Here is a 17024-nt window from a genome sequence, read left to right as displayed (position 1 = left end):
CAGATCGTCCGGTGAATCGCCTTTGTTGGCATCGTGTGCAGTATAGAAAATCCTGGCCAAAATGCGTGTCCAAACGGTTGCCGCTTGCGGGCTATGTTGCAACGCGGTAAATTAGCCGCTTGACCGACCCCATCGCGGCCGGTTGATGTGGCGAGCATACCCGGGTCACACACCCGGTTTTTTTCGCCTTCCGTTTTATGCCTCAGGATATGTCACAAGCGTGGTCCGGGGCGTCCATTTCCACCACATTGCGCCCGAAGGCGCGTGTGTTTTGTGTCAAGGGGTACAGACTGATCCCGTAATGTGTCCGGGCAAAGCGATTCCGTGAATCGCCCAGCGTCGGATCATGTCACGGACCATCAGCACTGGCCCGGGCTGTTCCCTAGCCGCTTGGTGCAAGGCACGGGTTACGAAAGGAATCCACTATGGAACTCAATGGCGCCGACATCGTTGTGCGTTGTCTGGTCGAGGAAGGCGTAGACCATGTATTTGGCTACCCCGGCGGTGCTGTCCTCTACATCTACGACGCGATCTACAAGCAAGACAAATTTCAGCACGTTCTGGTGCGACACGAGCAAGCGGCGGTTCATGCCGCAGATGCGTATTCCCGATCTTCCGACAAAACAGGTGTGTGCCTGGTCACCAGTGGCCCGGGTGTCACCAATGCAGTCACGGGCATTGCTACGGCTTACATGGACTCCATTCCGCTGGTGATCATCAGCGGCCAGGTGCCTACGCATGCTATCGGCCAGGATGCCTTCCAGGAATGCGATACCGTGGGGATCACGCGCCCCTGCGTGAAGCATAATTTCCTGGTGCGAGACGTTAAAGACCTGGCCGAGACCATGCGCCGCGCCTTTTACATTGCGCGCTCGGGTCGGCCCGGGCCCGTGTTGGTCGACATCCCCAAGGATGTGTCGGTTGCCACGTGCAAGTTCTCTCCCAAAAAAGGCCCTACCCAGATGCGTTCGTATGCGCCGGTTACCAAGGGCCATCAAGGGCAAATCAAAAAAGCAGTGCAGATGCTCATGGCAGCCGAGCGCCCCATGATCTATGCGGGCGGCGGCGTGGTGCTGTCCAATGCGTCCGACGAACTGCGCAAGCTGGTTCGTATGACAGGCGCGCCATGCACCACCACCCTGATGGGGCTGGGCACGCTACCGGGCACAGACGAAAAATTTGTGGGCATGCCTGGCATGCATGGTACCTACGAAGCCAATATGTCGATGCAAAACTGCGATGTGTTGCTGGCAATTGGTGCCCGGTTTGATGACCGCGTGATCGGCAATCCCAAGCACTTTGCTTCGGTGGCCCACAAAATCATTCACATCGATATCGATCCGTCCTCGATCTCCAAGCGGGTTCGGGTGGACGTGCCGATCGTGGGTGATGTGCGTGAAGTCCTGCAGGATCTCATTGGCCTGTACGCCCAAACCCTCGCCGAGCACACGGGAGACGAGCACCGGCTGGATGCCTGGTGGAAGCAGATTGACACCTGGCGTGGCCGCAAGTGCCTGGAGTACGAGCACTCGGATACCGTCATCAAGCCGCAGTTTGTGGTGCAAAAACTTTGGGAAATCACCCGCGGGCAGGCCTTTGTGACCTCAGACGTGGGCCAGCACCAGATGTGGGCTGCGCAGTACTATCCCTTCCCGGAGCCCCGGCGCTGGATCAACTCGGGTGGCCTGGGCACTATGGGCGTGGGCTTGCCCTTTGCCATGGGTGTGCAAATGGCCAACCCCGATCGCGATGTGGCGGTGATCACTGGAGAGGGTTCGATCCAGATGAATATCCAGGAGCTCTCCACCTGCAGCCAATATCGCCTGACCCCCAAGGTGCTGTGCCTGAACAACCGCTACCTGGGGATGGTGCGCCAGTGGCAGGAAATCGAATACGGTTCGCGCTATTCAGAGTCTTATGTGGATGCGCTGCCTGATTTCGTCAAACTGGTCGAAAGCTATGGCCATGTAGGCATGCGTATCGACAAACCGGCCGATGTCGAGCCGGCTTTGCGTGAAGCCTTTACACGATACAAAGATCGCCTGGTTTTCATGGATTTCATCACAGATCAAACCGAGAACGTCTGGCCGATGGTCAAGGCTGGCCGCGGACTGACCGAGATGCTGTTGGGTGCTGAGGATCTGTGAGGGGATAACCATGAAACACGTGATTTCCGTATTGCTTGAAAACGAGCCGGGTGCCCTGTCCCGTGTGGTGGGGCTGTTTTCGGCGCGTGGCTACAACATCGAAACGCTGACGGTGGCGCCCACCGAAGATGCCACCTTGTCCCGTATGACCATCGTCACGGTGGGCTCGGACGAGATCATCGAACAGATTACCAAGCACCTGAACCGCCTGGTGGATGTGGTGAAGGTGGTGGATCTCTCCGAGGGTCCTCACGTCGAACGCGAGCTCATGCTGATCAAGGTGCGGGCGGTGGGTAAAGAGCGCGACGAGATGAAGCGCATGGCCGAGATTTTCCGTGGCCGCATCATCGATGTCACCGATAAAACCTACACCATTGAGCTGACGGGCGTGCAAGACAAAATTGCCGCCTTTATCGGCGCACTGGATCGTAGCGCCATCCTGGAAACTGTCCGCACCGGCGTGTCGGGCATTGGCCGGGGCGAGCGCGTCCTCAAACTGTAAACCTCATGCGGCGATCCACCTCGCAGCTTGCATGCTGCTCGGATTCGTCAGGCATGAAATAGTCCGCAGGGACTATTTCATGTCCCGCCTCATCCCAACCTCTTATTTCAGAATCAAAAAAATTGGAGCTTCAACATGAAAGTTTTTTACGATAAAGATTGCGACCTGTCCCTGATCAAAGGCAAGCACGTGGCCATCATCGGCTACGGCTCGCAAGGCCATGCCCACGCTCAAAACCTGCACGACTCCGGCGTCAATGTGACGGTGGGTCTGCGCAAGGGTGGGGCCTCCTGGAAAAAGGCCGAAAACGCCGGTCTTACCGTCAAAGAAGTGGCTGACGCGGTAAAGGGCGCCGATGTCGTCATGATGCTTTTGCCTGATGAGCACATCGGCGAGGTCTATCGCACGCAAATCGCCGCCAACCTCAAGGCCGGTGCTGCACTGGCCTTTGCCCATGGCTTTAACGTGCACTACGGCCAGGTTGTGCCGCGCGATGATATCGACGTCATCATGATTGCCCCCAAGGCACCCGGCCACACCGTGCGCAGCACCTACACCCAGGGTGGTGGTGTGCCGCACCTGATTGCCGTATATCAGGATGTGTCGGGCAAGGCACGTGATTTGGCTTTGTCGTACGCCATGGGTAATGGTGGTGGCCGCGCTGGCATCATCGAAACCAATTTCCGCGAAGAAACCGAAACCGACCTCTTTGGCGAACAGGCCGTGCTGTGCGGCGGTACCGTCGAACTCATCAAGGCGGGCTTCCAGACCTTGGTGGATGCTGGCTACGCCCCCGAAATGGCCTATTTCGAGTGCCTGCACGAGCTCAAGCTGATTGTCGACCTGATCTACGAAGGCGGCATCGCCAACATGAACTACTCGATTTCCAACAATGCCGAGTACGGCGAGTACGTCACTGGCCCGCGTGTGGTCAACGACGAAACCCGCGCAGCAATGCGCCAGTGCCTGGCGGATATTCAATCGGGTGTGTATGCCAAGAACTTCATCCTGGAGAATGCAGCCGGTGCGCCCGAGCTGATCTCGCGTCGTCGCCTCAATGCCGAATCCCAAATCGAGCAGGTGGGTGGCAAGCTGCGCGCCATGATGCCCTGGATTGCCGCCAACAAGCTGGTCGATCAATCCAAGAACTAATCTCCCGGCAATCCTTGCACTCTTTCTGGCCGCTGGCCGCGTCGTATCCAAATGATTTTTCATCCGGGTATGGCGTGGCCGGCGGCCAGTTTGCTTTGGCGCACGGCGCCACCGTCAATCCTGTTTTGCTAATTGGGTTATTCTTGCGCCTATCATGAAAATCCCCGCGTATCCTCATCCCCTGATTGCCCGTGAAGGCTGGGGCATCCTGGCCATCAGCCTGGTGCTGGCCATAGCCGTCAGCCTGTGGTCCTGGTGGGCCGCCATCCCGTTTTGGATCTTCGCGCTGTTTGCGCTGCAATTCTTTCGCGATCCGGCACGCCCCGCGCCCGAGGGCGAGCATCTGGTGCTGTGCCCGGCAGATGGCCGCATTGTTTGCGTCGAAGAAGTTGCTGACCCTTATTTTCAAGGGCGCCAAAGTATCAAGATCAGCGTATTCATGAACGTCTTCAACGTGCACTCCAACCGCTCGCCGGTGGAAGGCACGATTCAGTCTGTCGATTACTTCCCGGGCAAATTTTTCAATGCATCGCTCGACAAGGCCTCTCTGGAGAACGAGCGTAATGCCATGGTGCTCAAAACGCCTGATGGTCACACTGTGACGGCGGTTCAGGTGGCGGGGCTGGTGGCCAAGCGCATCCTCTGCTATGCCCGGGTGGGGCAGTCGCTGTATGCGGGGCAGCGCTACGGCTTTATCCGGTTTGGTTCGCGTGTAGACGTATACTTGCCTTTGGGGTCGCGGCCTCAGGTCGTCATTGGCGACAAAGTCCAGGCAACCAGCACCGTGTTGGCGCAATTACCCGCAAATCCTCATCATGATGAACCCGCAGTCTGATCACTCCATGCCCGACGAACGTCAACGGCGGCGCAGCATTTACCTGCTGCCCAATGCCTTTACCACGGCCAATTTGTTTTCCGGCTTTTATGCCGTCGTACAGTCCATGAACCAGCACTTCGAGGTTGCGGCCATCGCAATCTTCCTGGCCATGGTCTTTGACAGCATGGACGGCCGTGTGGCGCGGCTTACCCACACCCAGTCGGCATTTGGCGAGCAATACGATTCCCTGGCCGACATGATTTCATTTGGCATGGCCCCCGCATTGGTGATGTACGAGTGGTCGTTGCAAGGTCTGGGCCGTTGGGGCTGGCTGGCCGCCTTTATCTATGTCGTGGGGGCAGCCCTGCGCCTGGCGCGGTTTAACGCCAATATCGGCAAGGTCGACAAACAATATTTTCAAGGCTTGCCCAGCCCGGCTGCGGCGGCGCTGGTGGCCGGCTTTGTCTGGTTGTCGGTGGATAACAAGCTGTCGTTTTCCGATGGCCTTATCCCCTGGGTGGCGTTTGGGCTGACAATCTATGCTGGTGTGGCAATGGTGTCCAATGCGCCGTTTTTCAGTGGCAAATCCTTTGCCCTGGGGCGCAGCGTGCCATTTTGGGTGATGCTGCTGTTGGTGGCGGTGTTTGTGTTTGTCTCCAGCGATCCCCCAGTGGTGCTGTTTGCGCTGTTTGTGCTGTATAGCTTGTCGGGCTGGCTGATCTGGCTGTGGCGTGTGCGCCGTGCCCGTCGCTTGGGCCAGCGCATGCGTGGCCTGGATACCGACCGCAACCCGTAGTCTCCATAATAGACACAACGTCTTGCACACAAATCCGCTATAATTTTTCCTGCGCCGCGATTTGCGTGGCGCTTTTTTTGATCCCACGGCAGCGCGCCTCGGTGCTGCCGCCTGTTCTCGAGGTTATACATAGCATGTCTGTTGCAGATATCATCAAATCCGACATCGTTGCGCAATTTCAGCGCGCCGCCGGGGATACCGGGTCTCCCGAAGTCCAGGTTGCCCTGCTTACCGCCCGCATCAACGAACTCACCGGCCACTTCAAGTCGCATACTAAAGATCACCACTCACGTCGTGGTCTGCTGCGCATGGTTAGCCGCCGCCGCAAGCTGCTCGACTACCTGAAAGGCCGTCACCCGGATTCCTACCGCGCCCTGATCGAAAAACTCGGTCTGCGCAAGTAATGCCCGGGGGCCAGGTTCCCCCAGCACTAGCCGTGCACGCTGCCATCCAATTTGCAGTGTGCGCGGCTTTTTGTCATGGGTCGCCAAAATTTGATCCCGCGCGCGGCGGGTGGGTTGCAGGCATGTGCCTGCCGGCGGCTCTTTTAATAGGATAAAAAAATGTTCAACAAAGTGAGCAAATCGTTTCAGTACGGCGAGCACACCGTGGTCCTGGAAACCGGCGAAATCGCCCGTCAGGCCTCGGGTGCGGTGCTGGTATCCGTGGACGATACGGTCGTTCTGGCTACCGTCGTGGCTGCCCGTACTGCCAAGCCCGGTCAGGATTTCTTCCCCCTGACGGTTGACTACGTCGAAAAAACCTATGCCGCCGGCAAGATCCCCGGAGGCTTTTTCAAGCGCGAGGGCAAGCCCTCCGAAAAAGAAACACTCACCTCACGCCTGATCGACCGCCCGTTGCGTCCCTTGTTCCCCGAGGGCTTCTATAACGACGTACAGGTGATCATTCACACGATGTCGGTCAATCCCGATATCGATCCCGATATCCCCGCCATGATTGGCGCCTCTGCCGCGCTGGCAATCTCCGGTATCCCCTTTAACGGGCCGGTGGGTGCCGTACGGGTGGGTTATGTCGATGGCCAATATGTGCTTAATCCGGGTACCAGCCTGCTGCACGAAAAATCCCAGCTTGATCTGGTCGTGGCCGGTACCGAAGCCGCCGTGCTGATGGTCGAATCCGAAGCCAAGCAGCTGTCCGAAGACGTGATGCTGGGTGCGGTGGTGTTTGGCCACGAGCAAATGCAAGTCTGCATCAACGCCATCCACGAGCTCGTGGCCGAAGCCGGCAAGCCCGAGTGGGACTGGCAGCCCGCCCCGCGCAACGAAGTGCTGGCCACCGCCGTTCGCAGTGCCGCTTTCGAAGCCTTGCAAGGTGTCTATCAGGTGCGCAACAAGCAAGAGCGCACCACGCAGCTGCGTAAGGTATATGCCGACGTCAAGGGCAAGCTGGCCGAGCACGCCGCTGCCCGTGGCGATGCTGCGCCCGATAACGTCGAAGTCGAGAACATGCTCTTTGCACTCGAGTCCGAGATCGTCCGCGGCCAGGTGCTGAACGGTGAGCCCCGCATCGACGGGCGTGATACCCGTACCGTGCGTCCTATCAGCATCCGTCTGGGTGTGTTGCCGCGCGCCCACGGTTCGGCCTTGTTTACCCGGGGTGAAACCCAGGCGCTGGTTACCACCACGCTGGGCACCAAGCAAGACGAGCAAATCATCGATTCGATCATGGGCGAGTACCGTGACCGTTTCATGCTGCACTACAACATGCCTCCGTTTGCTACAGGCGAAACCGGCCGTTTTGGTGTGCCCAAGCGTCGCGAGATCGGCCACGGCCGGCTGGCCAAGCGCGCCTTGTTGGCCCTGTTGCCCAGCCCCGAAGAATTCCAATACACGCTGCGTGTGGTTTCCGAAATCATGGAATCCAACGGTTCTTCTTCGATGGCGTCGGTGTGCGGTGGCAGCCTGTCCATGATGGACGCCGGTGTGCCCATCAAGGATCACGTGGCTGGTGTGGCCATGGGCCTGATCAAGGAAGGCGGCAAGTTTGCCGTGCTCACGGATATCCTGGGCGACGAGGATCACCTGGGTGACATGGACTTCAAGGTAACCGGTACGGTTACCGGCGTCACCGCCTTGCAGATGGACATCAAAATCCAGGGCATTACCAAAGAAATCATGCAGGTAGCGCTGGCCCAGGCCCGCGAAGGCCGTTTGCATATTCTTGGCAAGATGCGCGAAGCCATTGATGGTTCACGTACCGAGCTCTCCGATTTTGCGCCGCGCATGCTGCGCCTGAAAATCAACCCCGAGAAGATTCGTGACGTGATCGGCAAGGGCGGCGCCACCATCCGTGCGCTCACCGAAGAAACCGGTTGCCAGATCGATATCGGCGACGATGGCACCATCACCATCGCCAGCGCCGATCTGGATCGCGCCCACGAAGCCGAGCGCCGCATCAAAGAGCTCACGGCCGACGTTGAAATCGGCCAGGAATACCAGGGCACGGTGCAGCGTTTGCTGGATTTCGGTGCGATTGTCCAGGTGCTGCCCGGCCGTGATGGCCTGCTGCACATCTCCGAAATTGCCAATTACCGTATTGCCGATATCAACGATGTGCTGAAGGTTGGCCAGTCGGTGCGCGTCAAGATCCTCGAAGCCGATGACCGCGGTCGCCTGCGTCTGTCGGTGAAAGCCATCGGCGGCATCGAAGCTCAAGGCGGCCCGGCGGCTCCGTCGGCTGCCGAGTAATCACCCGGCCCGCAAGGGCTGGGTAGGTATCCAGCTCTTGCAATCAAGAATATAAAAAAACCGGCAGGTGGCTCAAACCACCTGCCGGTTTTTTGCGCTGTCTTTAATCCATTGTCAGGACGATCTTGCCGATCTGTTCGCCGGCATCCATCATGGCGTGTGCCTTGGCGGCCTCGTCCAGCGTAAATGTGGCGTGGATCAGAGGTTCGATGGTGCCTGCCTCAAGCAATGGCCAGACACGCTCTTTTAGCGCCTGGGCAATGGCTGCCTTGAACGCCACCGGGCGGGATCTTAAAGTGGAGCCGGTGATGGTCAGGCGGCGCACCATCACGCGCCAGCAATTTACCTGCCCGTGCATGCCGCCCAGCTGGGCAATCATCACCAGCCGGCCGTCCTCGGCCAGGCACTTGATGTTGCGTGGCAGGTAGTCGCCCGCCACCATGTCCAGAATGACATCCACGCCCCGGCCGTCTGTCAGAGCCTGGATTTCCTCTACGAAATCCTGTGTGTGATAGTTGATCCCGCGGGTACATCCCAGGGCCTCAATAGCCTGTACGCGCTCGTCGCTGCCGGCAGTGGCATATACCGTGTGGCCAAACGCACGCGCCAGCGTGATGGCGGTGGTGCCGATGCCGCTGGCACCTCCGTGCACCAGTAAGGTTTCGCCGGGCGACAGGCGGCCTCGGTCAAAGACATTGCTCCAGACGGTGAAATAGGTTTCGGGCAGGGCGGCGGCCTGGATAAGCGACAGCCCCTTGGGCACTGGCAGGCATTGTGCCGCGGGCGCCACACAATACTGGGCATAGCCACCACCTGTTACCAGGGCGCATACGGCGTCGTTCATGGCCAGACCTGCCGAGGCTGGATCGCCGCCCACGATATTGCCGGCGATTTCCAGGCCGGGGAGATCGGATGCGCCGGGAGGTGGAGCATAGCCACCTTGTCGCTGTAATACGTCTGGACGGTTGATGCCGGCTGCGGCCACTTTGATCAGGACTTCACCCGGCCCAGGTGTTGGCACCGGCCTGTCAGTGAGTTGTAGAACCTCCGGGCCACCGGGTTGGGTAATTTCGATTGCTTTCATCCGTATTTCTCGACAAATAGGGTGACGATTATGCGTTACACTTGCGGTCTTCAATCAGGAAGCGTGCCAGAGTGGTTGAATGGACCGGTCTTGAAAACCGGCGATGGGGCGACCCATCCGTGAGTTCGAATCTCACCGCTTCCGCCAAATCCCTCAAGTATCCACAGGCATTGTGGCATAAGCCCGGCCTGAATCCCTATTTTCAAAGTCCCGTTTGGTTCTGCGCAGTGATTGCGCCGGTGCATGCGTATGCACCGGATGAGAACAGGTGTTTGTGTATGGGATCGACGTGTTGATGGGGCGCCAGGGGTGGTGCAGACAGGATGGTGCTCCCAGCCGGAATCGAACCGGCACGCCCGAAAGCGAGGGATTTTAAGTCCCTTGCGTCTACCTATTCCGCCATGGGAGCCGCCTGCAAGGCGCTCATTGTAACCGCATCTCCCACCGACTTTTTATGCTGGAGGGAGGTGAAGTGCCTGGTTTGTCATATTCATAAATATCGGTGTGCTTCCTCTTGACAGGGATTGTTTCGGGTTTATAGTAGCTATATTCATAGCAACTACTGATGACCTGATCTTTATGGATACCACCGCATCCCTGCAACAGCTTGGATTTACCGAGTACGAGGCCCGTGCCTACGTTGCGTTGGTGCAGGCGGGCGAGCTCAATGGTTACGAGCTGGCCAAAAAGACCGGGATTCCCCGTGCCAATATCTATGCTGTCGCCAACAAGCTCCTCGAGCGTGGCGCCATTTTGCGCGCCGAGCGCGAAGGTGCACAGCGCTACAGCGCCATTCCTGCGCAACAGCTGCTCGACAGCCTGGATGCCCGGCATCAGCGCTCGCTGCAGGCGGCACACGCCGCGCTGGAGCGTCAGCAGGCAGCCCACACCCCGGCACCCGTTTTTGACCTGCGCGGTAAAGAGCTTTTGACCCGGGCGCGGTACCTGATAGACGGCTGCCAGCATACCTTGATGGTGGCCTTGCAGCCAGCGGAGGCCGCCGCCTTGGCCAAGCCTCTGGCCTTTGCTGCACAAAGGGGGGTGCAAGTCACAACCCTGTGCCTGCAGGCCTGCCCGCAGCCCTGTGGTGGCTGCCAGGGTGATATTCATTGCCTGTCTCTGGTGCCTGCCGATGCCACCCGCTGGTTGCTGGTGGTGGCCGATCATGCCGGCGCACTGGTGGGCCAGACAGACGCCCAGGCTGCGCAGGGGCTAAGCACCACCCAGGAGGTGGTTGTCCAATTGGCCGAGGCCTTTATTCGCCAGTACATCACACTGGCTGCTTTAGGGCAGGCACTAGAGCCACAGTTAAACCAATTACAGTCTCAGCCGGCGTTGCGCCAGCTGGATTCTCTTTTCCCGGACGGGGGGTTTCCCGCCTTTTTAAAGGGCCTCGTCGCAACGCCATCATGACGCCGTGCCGCGACCTTCTTTGTTTTGAAGGAGCACATTATGAACATCACTCATTCTCTTACCCGTACTTCCCTGGCCTTGGCCACGGCACTGGGCTTCGCCCTGGCCGGCGGCCCGGTAATGGCAGCCAGTGCCTCCACCCAGGCGGCCAGCAGCCATGCCATGAACTGGTTTGGCGGCCCCGTCTACACCGGTGATCCTGCCTTGCAGGCAACGGCAGCATTGGTGGCTGCCGGTGGTGGTGCCAGCCACTTTACCTTTGATAAGGCGTTGGTATCGATGCTGGGCGAAAAAACTGTTAACGCCGAGGTTGCCAAACTGACCAAACAATATGGCGAGAAAGAAGTGAAAACCTTTATCGATGGCATGACATACGCAGTCAACGATGGGCTGAAACGTGCCACCGAAGCCGGCGTAAAACTGCCGGCAGCGCCGGCAGATCTTAAAGGCCCGGCCTTGGCCAAGGGCCTGGTACAGGCTGGCACGGTAGATGGCACGTTCTGGTCGGGCTATCTGTTTGACAAGGCCTTGTCCCACGATCTGCACAATAAGGTCATGGTGGATATTGATACCAAGTTTGGCCACGACACCGACAAAGTCACGCACAAGGTTCTTAATCAGGCCATGTACGACGTCGCCCAGGCCTTGGGTGACAAACAAGTAAAGCTGGCCTCTTTGCACTGATTTCCCGAAAGTGCCTCTGATTTAGCGTTTCGGCCCATGTCTGCACAGCGTGCAACATGGGCCGCTTTTCATGGATGTTCCAAACACGCTACAATCAAGAGTTCACTCATTTAAGCTTTATCCACATGAACCCATCCCGTTCGTGCCTTGTCATGGGCAACTGGAAAATGCATGGCAACCTGGCAGACAACGCCGCCTTGCTGGCTGGCCTGGTTGCGGGCGCGCAGCGCGCCGGGCGCGCGCAGTTGGCGGTCTGTGTGCCTTTTCCGTATCTGGTTCAGGCACAGCAGGCGCTGTCCGGCTCGGCAATCAGCTGGGGCGCACAGGATGTCAGCGTGCATGCCCACGGTGCCTATACCGGCGAAGTCTCTGCCGGCATGCTGGCCGATTTCGGGGTCAGCTGGGTATTGTGCGGCCACTCCGAGCGCCGTGCCCTGCATGCCGAAACCAGCAGTGTGGTTGCGGCCAAGGCGGCTGCGGCACTAAGCGTTGGCCTGACCCCAGTGGTTTGTGTGGGCGAAACCCTGTCCGATCGCGATGCCGATAACGCCGAGTGTGTGATCTCAGATCAACTTGAACCCGTGCTTGCACTGGGTGCGGATGCGCTGGCCAAAATGGTCATCGCCTACGAGCCCGTCTGGGCCATCGGCACCGGCCGTACGGCCAGCCCAGAGCAGGCCCAGGCTATTCACAGCCTGATTCGTGCTGCCCTCGTGCAGCACGGTTCGGGTGCCACACCGATTCTCTACGGTGGTAGCGTCAAGCCTGCCAATGCCTCTGCGCTGTTTGCTCAGGCTGACATCGACGGAGCCCTTGTGGGCGGTGCGTCGCTTGTTGCCGAAGACTTCCTGAATATCGCGGCATCTGCCGCCTAAGCCCCCGGAGATCCTCCCCATCATGCAATGGTTTTCCACGATCCTGCTTACTTTGCAGGTCATCTCGTCGTTACTGATCATCGTCCTGGTCTTGCTGCAGCAGGGTAAAGGTGCCGACATGGGGGCTGCGTTTGGCAGCGGCTCGGCAGGCAGCGTCTTTGGCTCGGCCGGCGCCGCCAACTTTCTGTCGCGTGCCACCAAATGGGCTGCTGTGATGTTTTTTGCCACCACCATCGGCCTGGCCTGGATTGCGCACCATCCTTCGGGTTCTCCCATCGAAACCGGCATCATGCAAGGGTTCAGCACAACCAAGCAGGCTGCGCCTGTGCCGTCTGGCTCTGCGGTGCCTGACGTAAGTGGGGCGGTGCCTTCGGTGCCTGCCGTGCCTTCGTCCAGCGGGGCGTCTGATGCGGTATCGTCCTCTGGTGCTGCCGCTGCAGACGCAGCCACAGGTGCTGCCAACTCGGCGGCCTCCGTGCCATCCGTGCCTGCACCCGCTACTGACAACACCGGCAGCAAATAACTGCGGGTCATGGTAGAATCCTGGTCTTTCTTCTGAAGCAAAAAGCCGTCGTGGTGGAATTGGTAGACACGCTATCTTGAGGGGGTAGTGGCGAAAGCTGTACGAGTTCGAGTCTCGTCGACGGCACCACTTTAAAAATCAGGGCGTTTCAGAACGGCTCTGAAAGTACCGGAAACCCGCATGAACATTAGGTTTGTGCGGGTTTTTTCGTGCCTGGACGTTTCGGGTCGGGTCACACAATCCCATATTTTTTAGTATGTGTTTGGGTATGTTAAAAAATAAATGCCCAAGGATGGCCCTTATAGAGACCCGAACATGCTTTCCGCTAGATCCGCTTCTGCGCTATCGGTCAGGAAGAGCGTGCGGCTAATAGCTTTCTCCCCCGCTCAGCGATGTGCTGCGCATTGAACTCGCGGACGCGGCCGGCTGCGACATCTGCAAGCCCCTTGTCGATGTCCTGTTTGAGTGCTGTCAACTTATCCAGCATCAGTTGGCGCTTGAAAGACCAATCGCGCAAGGCTTCCCGAATGACTTCACTGGTGGATGCGTACTCGCCCGCATCGACGGCGCTTTTGAGCGTGGCTGCCATTTCGGCAGGCATCGTGACGGTCAGGCGTTCAATCGTGGACATCGTGCTGTACCTCGGTGGGGATTCATACTTAATCATACTTTATCCTCTTCGGCATGGTAGTGAAATAGCATCGGTGGTCGCTGACGGAAACGCCCTTGGCAACGAGCGCAAGGTGTGGCTGGTCATCGTCCTCACGGCCGTCATGATGCTGGCGGAAATTATTGCCGGTACGGTGTATGGCTCGATGGCATTGGTGGCGGATGGCTGGCATATGTCCACCCACGCCGGTGCCATGCTGATTGCCGTGTTGGCCTATCGTTTTGCGCGCAAGCATGTCGGCAATCTGCGATTTTCGTTTGGCACCGGCAAGCTGGGGGATCTGGCTGGCTTTGCCAGTTGTCTGGCAGGTAGGGCCTGGCCATTTTGCTGCCATTGTCTCGTTGGCTGCACCCCAACCGCAAACGCCTGCAGACTACAAGGCGCTACTTGCACCCATTCATGAGTTGTCGCACGTTACGGTTGAAGTGCTGTGTACAACACAAACACCAAAATAATCACCAGCATTGCCAGCGGGTACAGGCTGGCGCGATCAAACAACCGTGCGGCGAGCCGCCCGTCTTGCGATCGAAACAGGCGCCAGCCGGGCAGCAACAGCAAAAAGAAGCCGGCAGCGCTCGTGGCCACCTGGTAGGGCAGGCCCAGCACCAGGGGCGACATGATCGGCAGGTACACGCTTAGGGCCACAGTGGCCAGCAGGGTAAGCATCACCAGGCTGCCGGCCACGCGTGGGCCGAAAACCACCGGGATGGTGCGTGCACCTACGCGGCGGTCTTCTTCAACGTCGTTCCAGTCGGCGGGGATGTTTTGCCCGCCGATTTCCCACATCACCAGCCAGGCCACCATCAAGGCCAGCCAGGCAGGAGAGGGCAGGGGCACCACCACCAGCACTGCGGCGATGGGCCCCAGTGATTTGACCAGGCCGCTCACCAGCGCGCGCCAATAGGTCACCTTAAGCAGCAGGCAATAGGCAGCTTCCAGAACCGGTGCGGCCAGCACCACCGCCACCAGCCAGGGGTTCAGCCACCAGGCCCCCAGCAGGGCCATCAGATACCAGCCGGCAAACCAAAGGATGCCGCTGCGCAGGCTGAGCTTGCCCTGGGCAATGGGATAACGCAGATCGGAGGCTTCTACCGAGTAGCCAGGTTTGAGGCCGGTGCCGGCAAATTTCTCCCGGTCTACTTTCACCCCGATCAGGTCATTGAGTGCGTACAGGGCGGTGTAGCCGGCCAGCGCGGTGATCAGCGCCACAATCAGCACAGGCCATGTCGGGAAGGCACCCAGCCACAGGAGCGCGGCAAAGCCTGTGATGGCGATATCCAGCACGCCATGGGTGGATCGCGAAAGCGCCAAAAACTTTTCCATGGATCTCACCCCTTTTTGACGAAGCTGGCCATGTAATTGACGTCTTCGCGGCCCGGGGCAACGCGAAAGTTTCGGGTAAGGGGGTTGTACATCAGGCTGGCGATGCGGATGAATTCAAGCCCGCTGTCGGCTGTCCAGTGGCGCAACTCATCGGGACGAATCAACTTTTTGTAGTCGTGCGTGCCGCGTGGCAAGATCCGCAAGACGTATTCACCGCCCACGATGGCAAACAGAAAGGCCTTGAAATTGCGGTTGATGGTGGAAAAAAAGGCGTGGCCGCCGGGTTTCAACAGGCGCGCGCAGGCATCCACCACGGCGGCGGGGTCGGGCACGTGCTCCAGCATTTCCATGCAGGTCACCACATCGTAGGTGCCGGCTTCCTGCTCGGCCAGCTGCTCGACGGTTTGCAGGCGGTAATCGATTGCCAGGCCGTTTTGGTCGGCGTGCTGACGTGCGATATCAAGCGTCAGCTGTGATTGGTCAATCCCCACCACAGTGGCGCCCGCCTTGGCCAGGGCCTCGGTCAGGATCCCGCCCCCGCAGCCCACATCCACGGCACGTGCCTGCTGCATGGCGGCCTGGTCGGATACAAAGGTGCTGCGCAGCGGGTTGATGACGTGCAACATGCCCATCTTGCCGTCCGGATCCCACCACAGCTGGGCCACACGATCAAATTTGTCGATTTCCTGGCGGTCAACGTTCGAGGGCTGATTCATGGTTTTCTTTCATCCGGTTGTGCAGCGCAGGCAGCACCGCGTCAAGTTCTTGGCGGGTAATATCATTGATAAAAGTGCACTGGCCCAGGCCTGCCGGCATGGGCACCCGTTGCTGGCCATTGCGGTGTTCAATGCGGTCAAGCAGGGATTTCCACATCACCGTGCCGTCAAGTACCTCCAGGTCTGGTTCGATGCCCAGCAGATGGATCAGGGTAAAAATGCGGGTGGTTTCGTGTGCAGACAAAAGGCCGCGCTTTTGGGCAATCAGCACTGACACAAGAATATCCAGCAGCACGGCTTCGCCATGCAACAGGCGATGCGGGTGGCGGGTTTCCAGGCCGTAACTGAAGGTGTGGCCAAAATCCACCTTGCGCGCAAGCTCGTCCTCATAGAGATTGGGGGTGAGCTCGGCCAGCATGCTGCCAACGGCGTGATCCAGAATTGCGGCGCCTGGCGCATTGGTGAAATGCGTGTCGATGCCGTCGGCGCCGTCGGCTTCCAGCCGGTCAAACAGTGCGGCATCGCCAATAATCGCCAGCTTGATAATCTCGCATACGCCGTTCAGCAGATGACGTCGCGGCAGGCTGGCCAAGAATGATGAATCGAGAAACACCGCCAGGGGCGGCTCGAAGCTGCCCAGGCGGTTCTTGTTGCCGTTAAAGTTGATCCCCGCCTTGATGCCCAGCGCTGCATCGATATGGCCCATCAGGGTCGTGGGCACCTTGATGTGCGGCACGCCCCGGCGGTAGCTGGCTGCCACAAAGCCCACTACATCGGTCAGTACTCCGCCGCCAATCGCAATCAGCGGCTCGTCACGCCGGTGGATGGGGAAGCGGTCCAGTGCACACAGCAGGTGCTGATAGACGTCCAGGGTTTTGTGCGCTTCGCCGCCATGGATGACTTCGATGTGCGCGTCAATTTCATGGCGCGTGAACCAGGCGCGGATAGTGTCACCATGCAAACGGGCCACATTGGCGTCTACCACCACAAAGCGGCGCCCGCCTTCGTGGCGCCCCAGTGTCAGCAGACCGCGGTTGTCCGGCTGAAATAATCCTGGTGCCTTGATAACGTCGTAGGAGACTGGACGCTGCGTGCGCACTTGCCAGCGCTTGGTTACCGGGCTCATGCGGCGTCCAGCCAATCGGTGCGGCGTGCCAGGATCTCACGTGCCACGGCTTGCGCTGCGCTGAGGCTGTGGTCTTGATAATGACCGCACTGTTCGATGCTGGCATAAGGCACCGCCTGGGCGTGCTGCATGTCTTCAAATATGCGTTGTAGCGTGGCGCACAGTGTTTGTGCGCGCCCTTCATTTAGAAACACGAGATAAAAGCCGGTGCGGCAGCCCATGATGCCGATTGAGACAAAGTGCTTCGGCATCAGGCGCTGCAGACCTTCCAGAAGAAAATGCTCCAGTGAGTGCAGCTCGGTGGATGTCAGATAGGCATCGGCGTTGGGGTGTCGCACACGCAGGTCCACGCAGAACACGGTTGCCCCGCTGGGGCCGCGCTGCGCCGAGCGCAGTTTGACGCTGGGTGCCTTCAGGCGGCGATGATCCAGTTCTCCAATCAGATCCGGGGGCCAGCCCAGGGATTTCAAATCAGTCATAGGCGTGTG

16 protein-coding genes, 3 tRNA genes and 2 pseudogenes are annotated in these 17024 nt (G+C 59.0%); 14 read left to right on the top strand and 7 right to left on the bottom strand.

All coding sequences use genetic code 11. From position 1 onward, the window contains the following. The first annotated feature begins 425 nt into the window (after positions 1-425). The 7 genes from ABS758_RS02980 (at position 426) to pnp (ending at position 8122) form a co-directional block, all read left to right on the top strand. Complete coding sequence (locus ABS758_RS02980; protein ID WP_350380536.1) at positions 426-2147, top strand: acetolactate synthase 3 catalytic subunit; 1722 nt, start codon at positions 426-428, stop codon at positions 2145-2147. 10 nt (positions 2148-2157) lie between these two features. Next, positions 2158-2649 (top strand): acetolactate synthase small subunit, encoded by a 492-nt coding sequence (gene ilvN, locus ABS758_RS02975; protein WP_350380538.1) that lies wholly within the window; start codon positions 2158-2160, stop codon positions 2647-2649. A 135-nt stretch (positions 2650-2784) separates the two neighbouring features. Then, entirely contained in the window at positions 2785-3801 is a 1017-nt protein-coding gene (ilvC, locus tag ABS758_RS02970) for a ketol-acid reductoisomerase (protein WP_350380541.1), read from the top strand. A 154-nt stretch (positions 3802-3955) separates the two neighbouring features. Then, positions 3956-4636, top strand: coding sequence for a phosphatidylserine decarboxylase (locus ABS758_RS02965; protein WP_350380542.1), 681 nt, complete (start codon positions 3956-3958; stop codon positions 4634-4636). Continuing rightward, on the top strand, positions 4620-5414 hold the full coding sequence (gene pssA / locus ABS758_RS02960; RefSeq protein WP_417276717.1) for a CDP-diacylglycerol--serine O-phosphatidyltransferase: 795 nt from the start codon (positions 4620-4622) through the stop codon (positions 5412-5414). Before ABS758_RS02965 ends, pssA begins: the two co-directional genes overlap by 17 nt. Before the next feature lie 134 nt (positions 5415-5548). Then, on the top strand, positions 5549-5818 hold the full coding sequence (gene rpsO / locus ABS758_RS02955) for a 30S ribosomal protein S15 (RefSeq protein WP_350380544.1): 270 nt from the start codon (positions 5549-5551) through the stop codon (positions 5816-5818). A 159-nt stretch (positions 5819-5977) separates the two neighbouring features. Beyond that, positions 5978-8122, top strand: coding sequence for a polyribonucleotide nucleotidyltransferase (pnp, locus tag ABS758_RS02950; RefSeq protein WP_350380546.1), 2145 nt, complete (start codon positions 5978-5980; stop codon positions 8120-8122). A gap of 103 nt (positions 8123-8225) precedes the next feature. Here the strand turns inward: pnp and ABS758_RS02945 are convergent, their stop codons facing one another. Continuing rightward, positions 8226-9206 (bottom strand): NAD(P)H-quinone oxidoreductase, encoded by a 981-nt coding sequence (locus ABS758_RS02945; RefSeq protein ID WP_350380548.1) that lies wholly within the window; start codon positions 9204-9206, stop codon positions 8226-8228. A gap of 57 nt (positions 9207-9263) precedes the next feature. On the opposite strand from ABS758_RS02945, the gene ABS758_RS02940 reads away from it, so the two are divergent. After that, positions 9264-9353 (top strand) — tRNA-Ser (locus ABS758_RS02940). Between the two features lie 177 nt (positions 9354-9530). Here ABS758_RS02940 and ABS758_RS02935 read toward each other — a convergent pair. Continuing rightward, positions 9531-9615, bottom strand: a tRNA-Leu gene (locus ABS758_RS02935). Positions 9616-9785: 170 nt separating this feature from the next. Here ABS758_RS02935 and ABS758_RS14965 point away from each other — a divergent pair. The 5 genes and pseudogenes from ABS758_RS14965 to ABS758_RS02910 all read left to right on the top strand — a co-directional run. Beyond that, positions 9786-9995 (top strand): annotated as a pseudogene (locus tag ABS758_RS14965) (helix-turn-helix domain-containing protein); the annotation flags it as partial. A 663-nt stretch (positions 9996-10658) separates the two neighbouring features. Next, positions 10659-11303, top strand: coding sequence for a hypothetical protein (locus tag ABS758_RS02925; protein ID WP_350380552.1), 645 nt, complete (start codon positions 10659-10661; stop codon positions 11301-11303). 125 nt (positions 11304-11428) lie between these two features. After that, entirely contained in the window at positions 11429-12178 is a 750-nt protein-coding gene (tpiA, locus tag ABS758_RS02920; protein WP_350380554.1) for a triose-phosphate isomerase, read from the top strand. 22 nt (positions 12179-12200) lie between these two features. Beyond that, positions 12201-12701: a preprotein translocase subunit SecG gene (secG, locus tag ABS758_RS02915; protein WP_350380556.1), complete on the top strand. Its 501-nt coding sequence runs from the start codon at positions 12201-12203 to the stop codon at positions 12699-12701. Between the two features lie 44 nt (positions 12702-12745). Beyond that, positions 12746-12830: transfer RNA gene (locus tag ABS758_RS02910), tRNA-Leu, on the top strand. Between the two features lie 220 nt (positions 12831-13050). On the opposite strand, the gene ABS758_RS02905 is transcribed toward ABS758_RS02910, so the two are convergent. Continuing rightward, positions 13051-13332, bottom strand: coding sequence for a ribbon-helix-helix domain-containing protein (locus tag ABS758_RS02905; protein WP_350380557.1), 282 nt, complete (start codon positions 13330-13332; stop codon positions 13051-13053). Positions 13333-13396: 64 nt separating this feature from the next. On the opposite strand from ABS758_RS02905, the pseudogene ABS758_RS02900 reads away from it, so the two are divergent. Next, positions 13397-13675: pseudogene (locus ABS758_RS02900) on the top strand (cation efflux transmembrane domain-containing protein); the annotation flags it as partial. A gap of 110 nt (positions 13676-13785) precedes the next feature. Here the strand turns inward: ABS758_RS02900 and ABS758_RS02895 are convergent. The 4 genes from ABS758_RS02895 to ABS758_RS02880 are packed head-to-tail and all read right to left on the bottom strand — an operon-like array spanning position 13786 to position 17015. Continuing rightward, positions 13786-14694 (bottom strand): UbiA prenyltransferase family protein, encoded by a 909-nt coding sequence (locus ABS758_RS02895; RefSeq protein ID WP_350380563.1) that lies wholly within the window; start codon positions 14692-14694, stop codon positions 13786-13788. A gap of 5 nt (positions 14695-14699) precedes the next feature. Then, positions 14700-15410, bottom strand: coding sequence for a bifunctional 2-polyprenyl-6-hydroxyphenol methylase/3-demethylubiquinol 3-O-methyltransferase UbiG (gene ubiG / locus ABS758_RS02890; protein ID WP_350380566.1), 711 nt, complete (start codon positions 15408-15410; stop codon positions 14700-14702). Next, entirely contained in the window at positions 15388-16536 is a 1149-nt protein-coding gene (locus ABS758_RS02885; protein ID WP_350380568.1) for a sedoheptulose 7-phosphate cyclase, read from the bottom strand. Before ABS758_RS02885 ends, ubiG begins: the two co-directional genes overlap by 23 nt. Next, positions 16533-17015 carry an S-ribosylhomocysteine lyase gene (locus ABS758_RS02880; protein WP_350380571.1) on the bottom strand — a complete coding sequence of 161 codons (483 nt, stop codon included), beginning with the start codon at positions 17013-17015 and terminating at the stop codon, positions 16533-16535. The genes ABS758_RS02885 and ABS758_RS02880 overlap by 4 nt, the downstream gene beginning before the upstream one ends. Positions 17016-17024 lie beyond the last annotated feature (9 nt).

The organism is Castellaniella sp. FW104-7C03, from assembly GCF_040276085.1.
In the GTDB taxonomy this organism is placed as follows: Bacteria; Pseudomonadota; Gammaproteobacteria; order Burkholderiales; family Burkholderiaceae_B; genus Castellaniella.
Note: the sequence above shows the minus strand (reverse complement) of the source record. Positions and strands in the feature narration are given on the sequence as shown.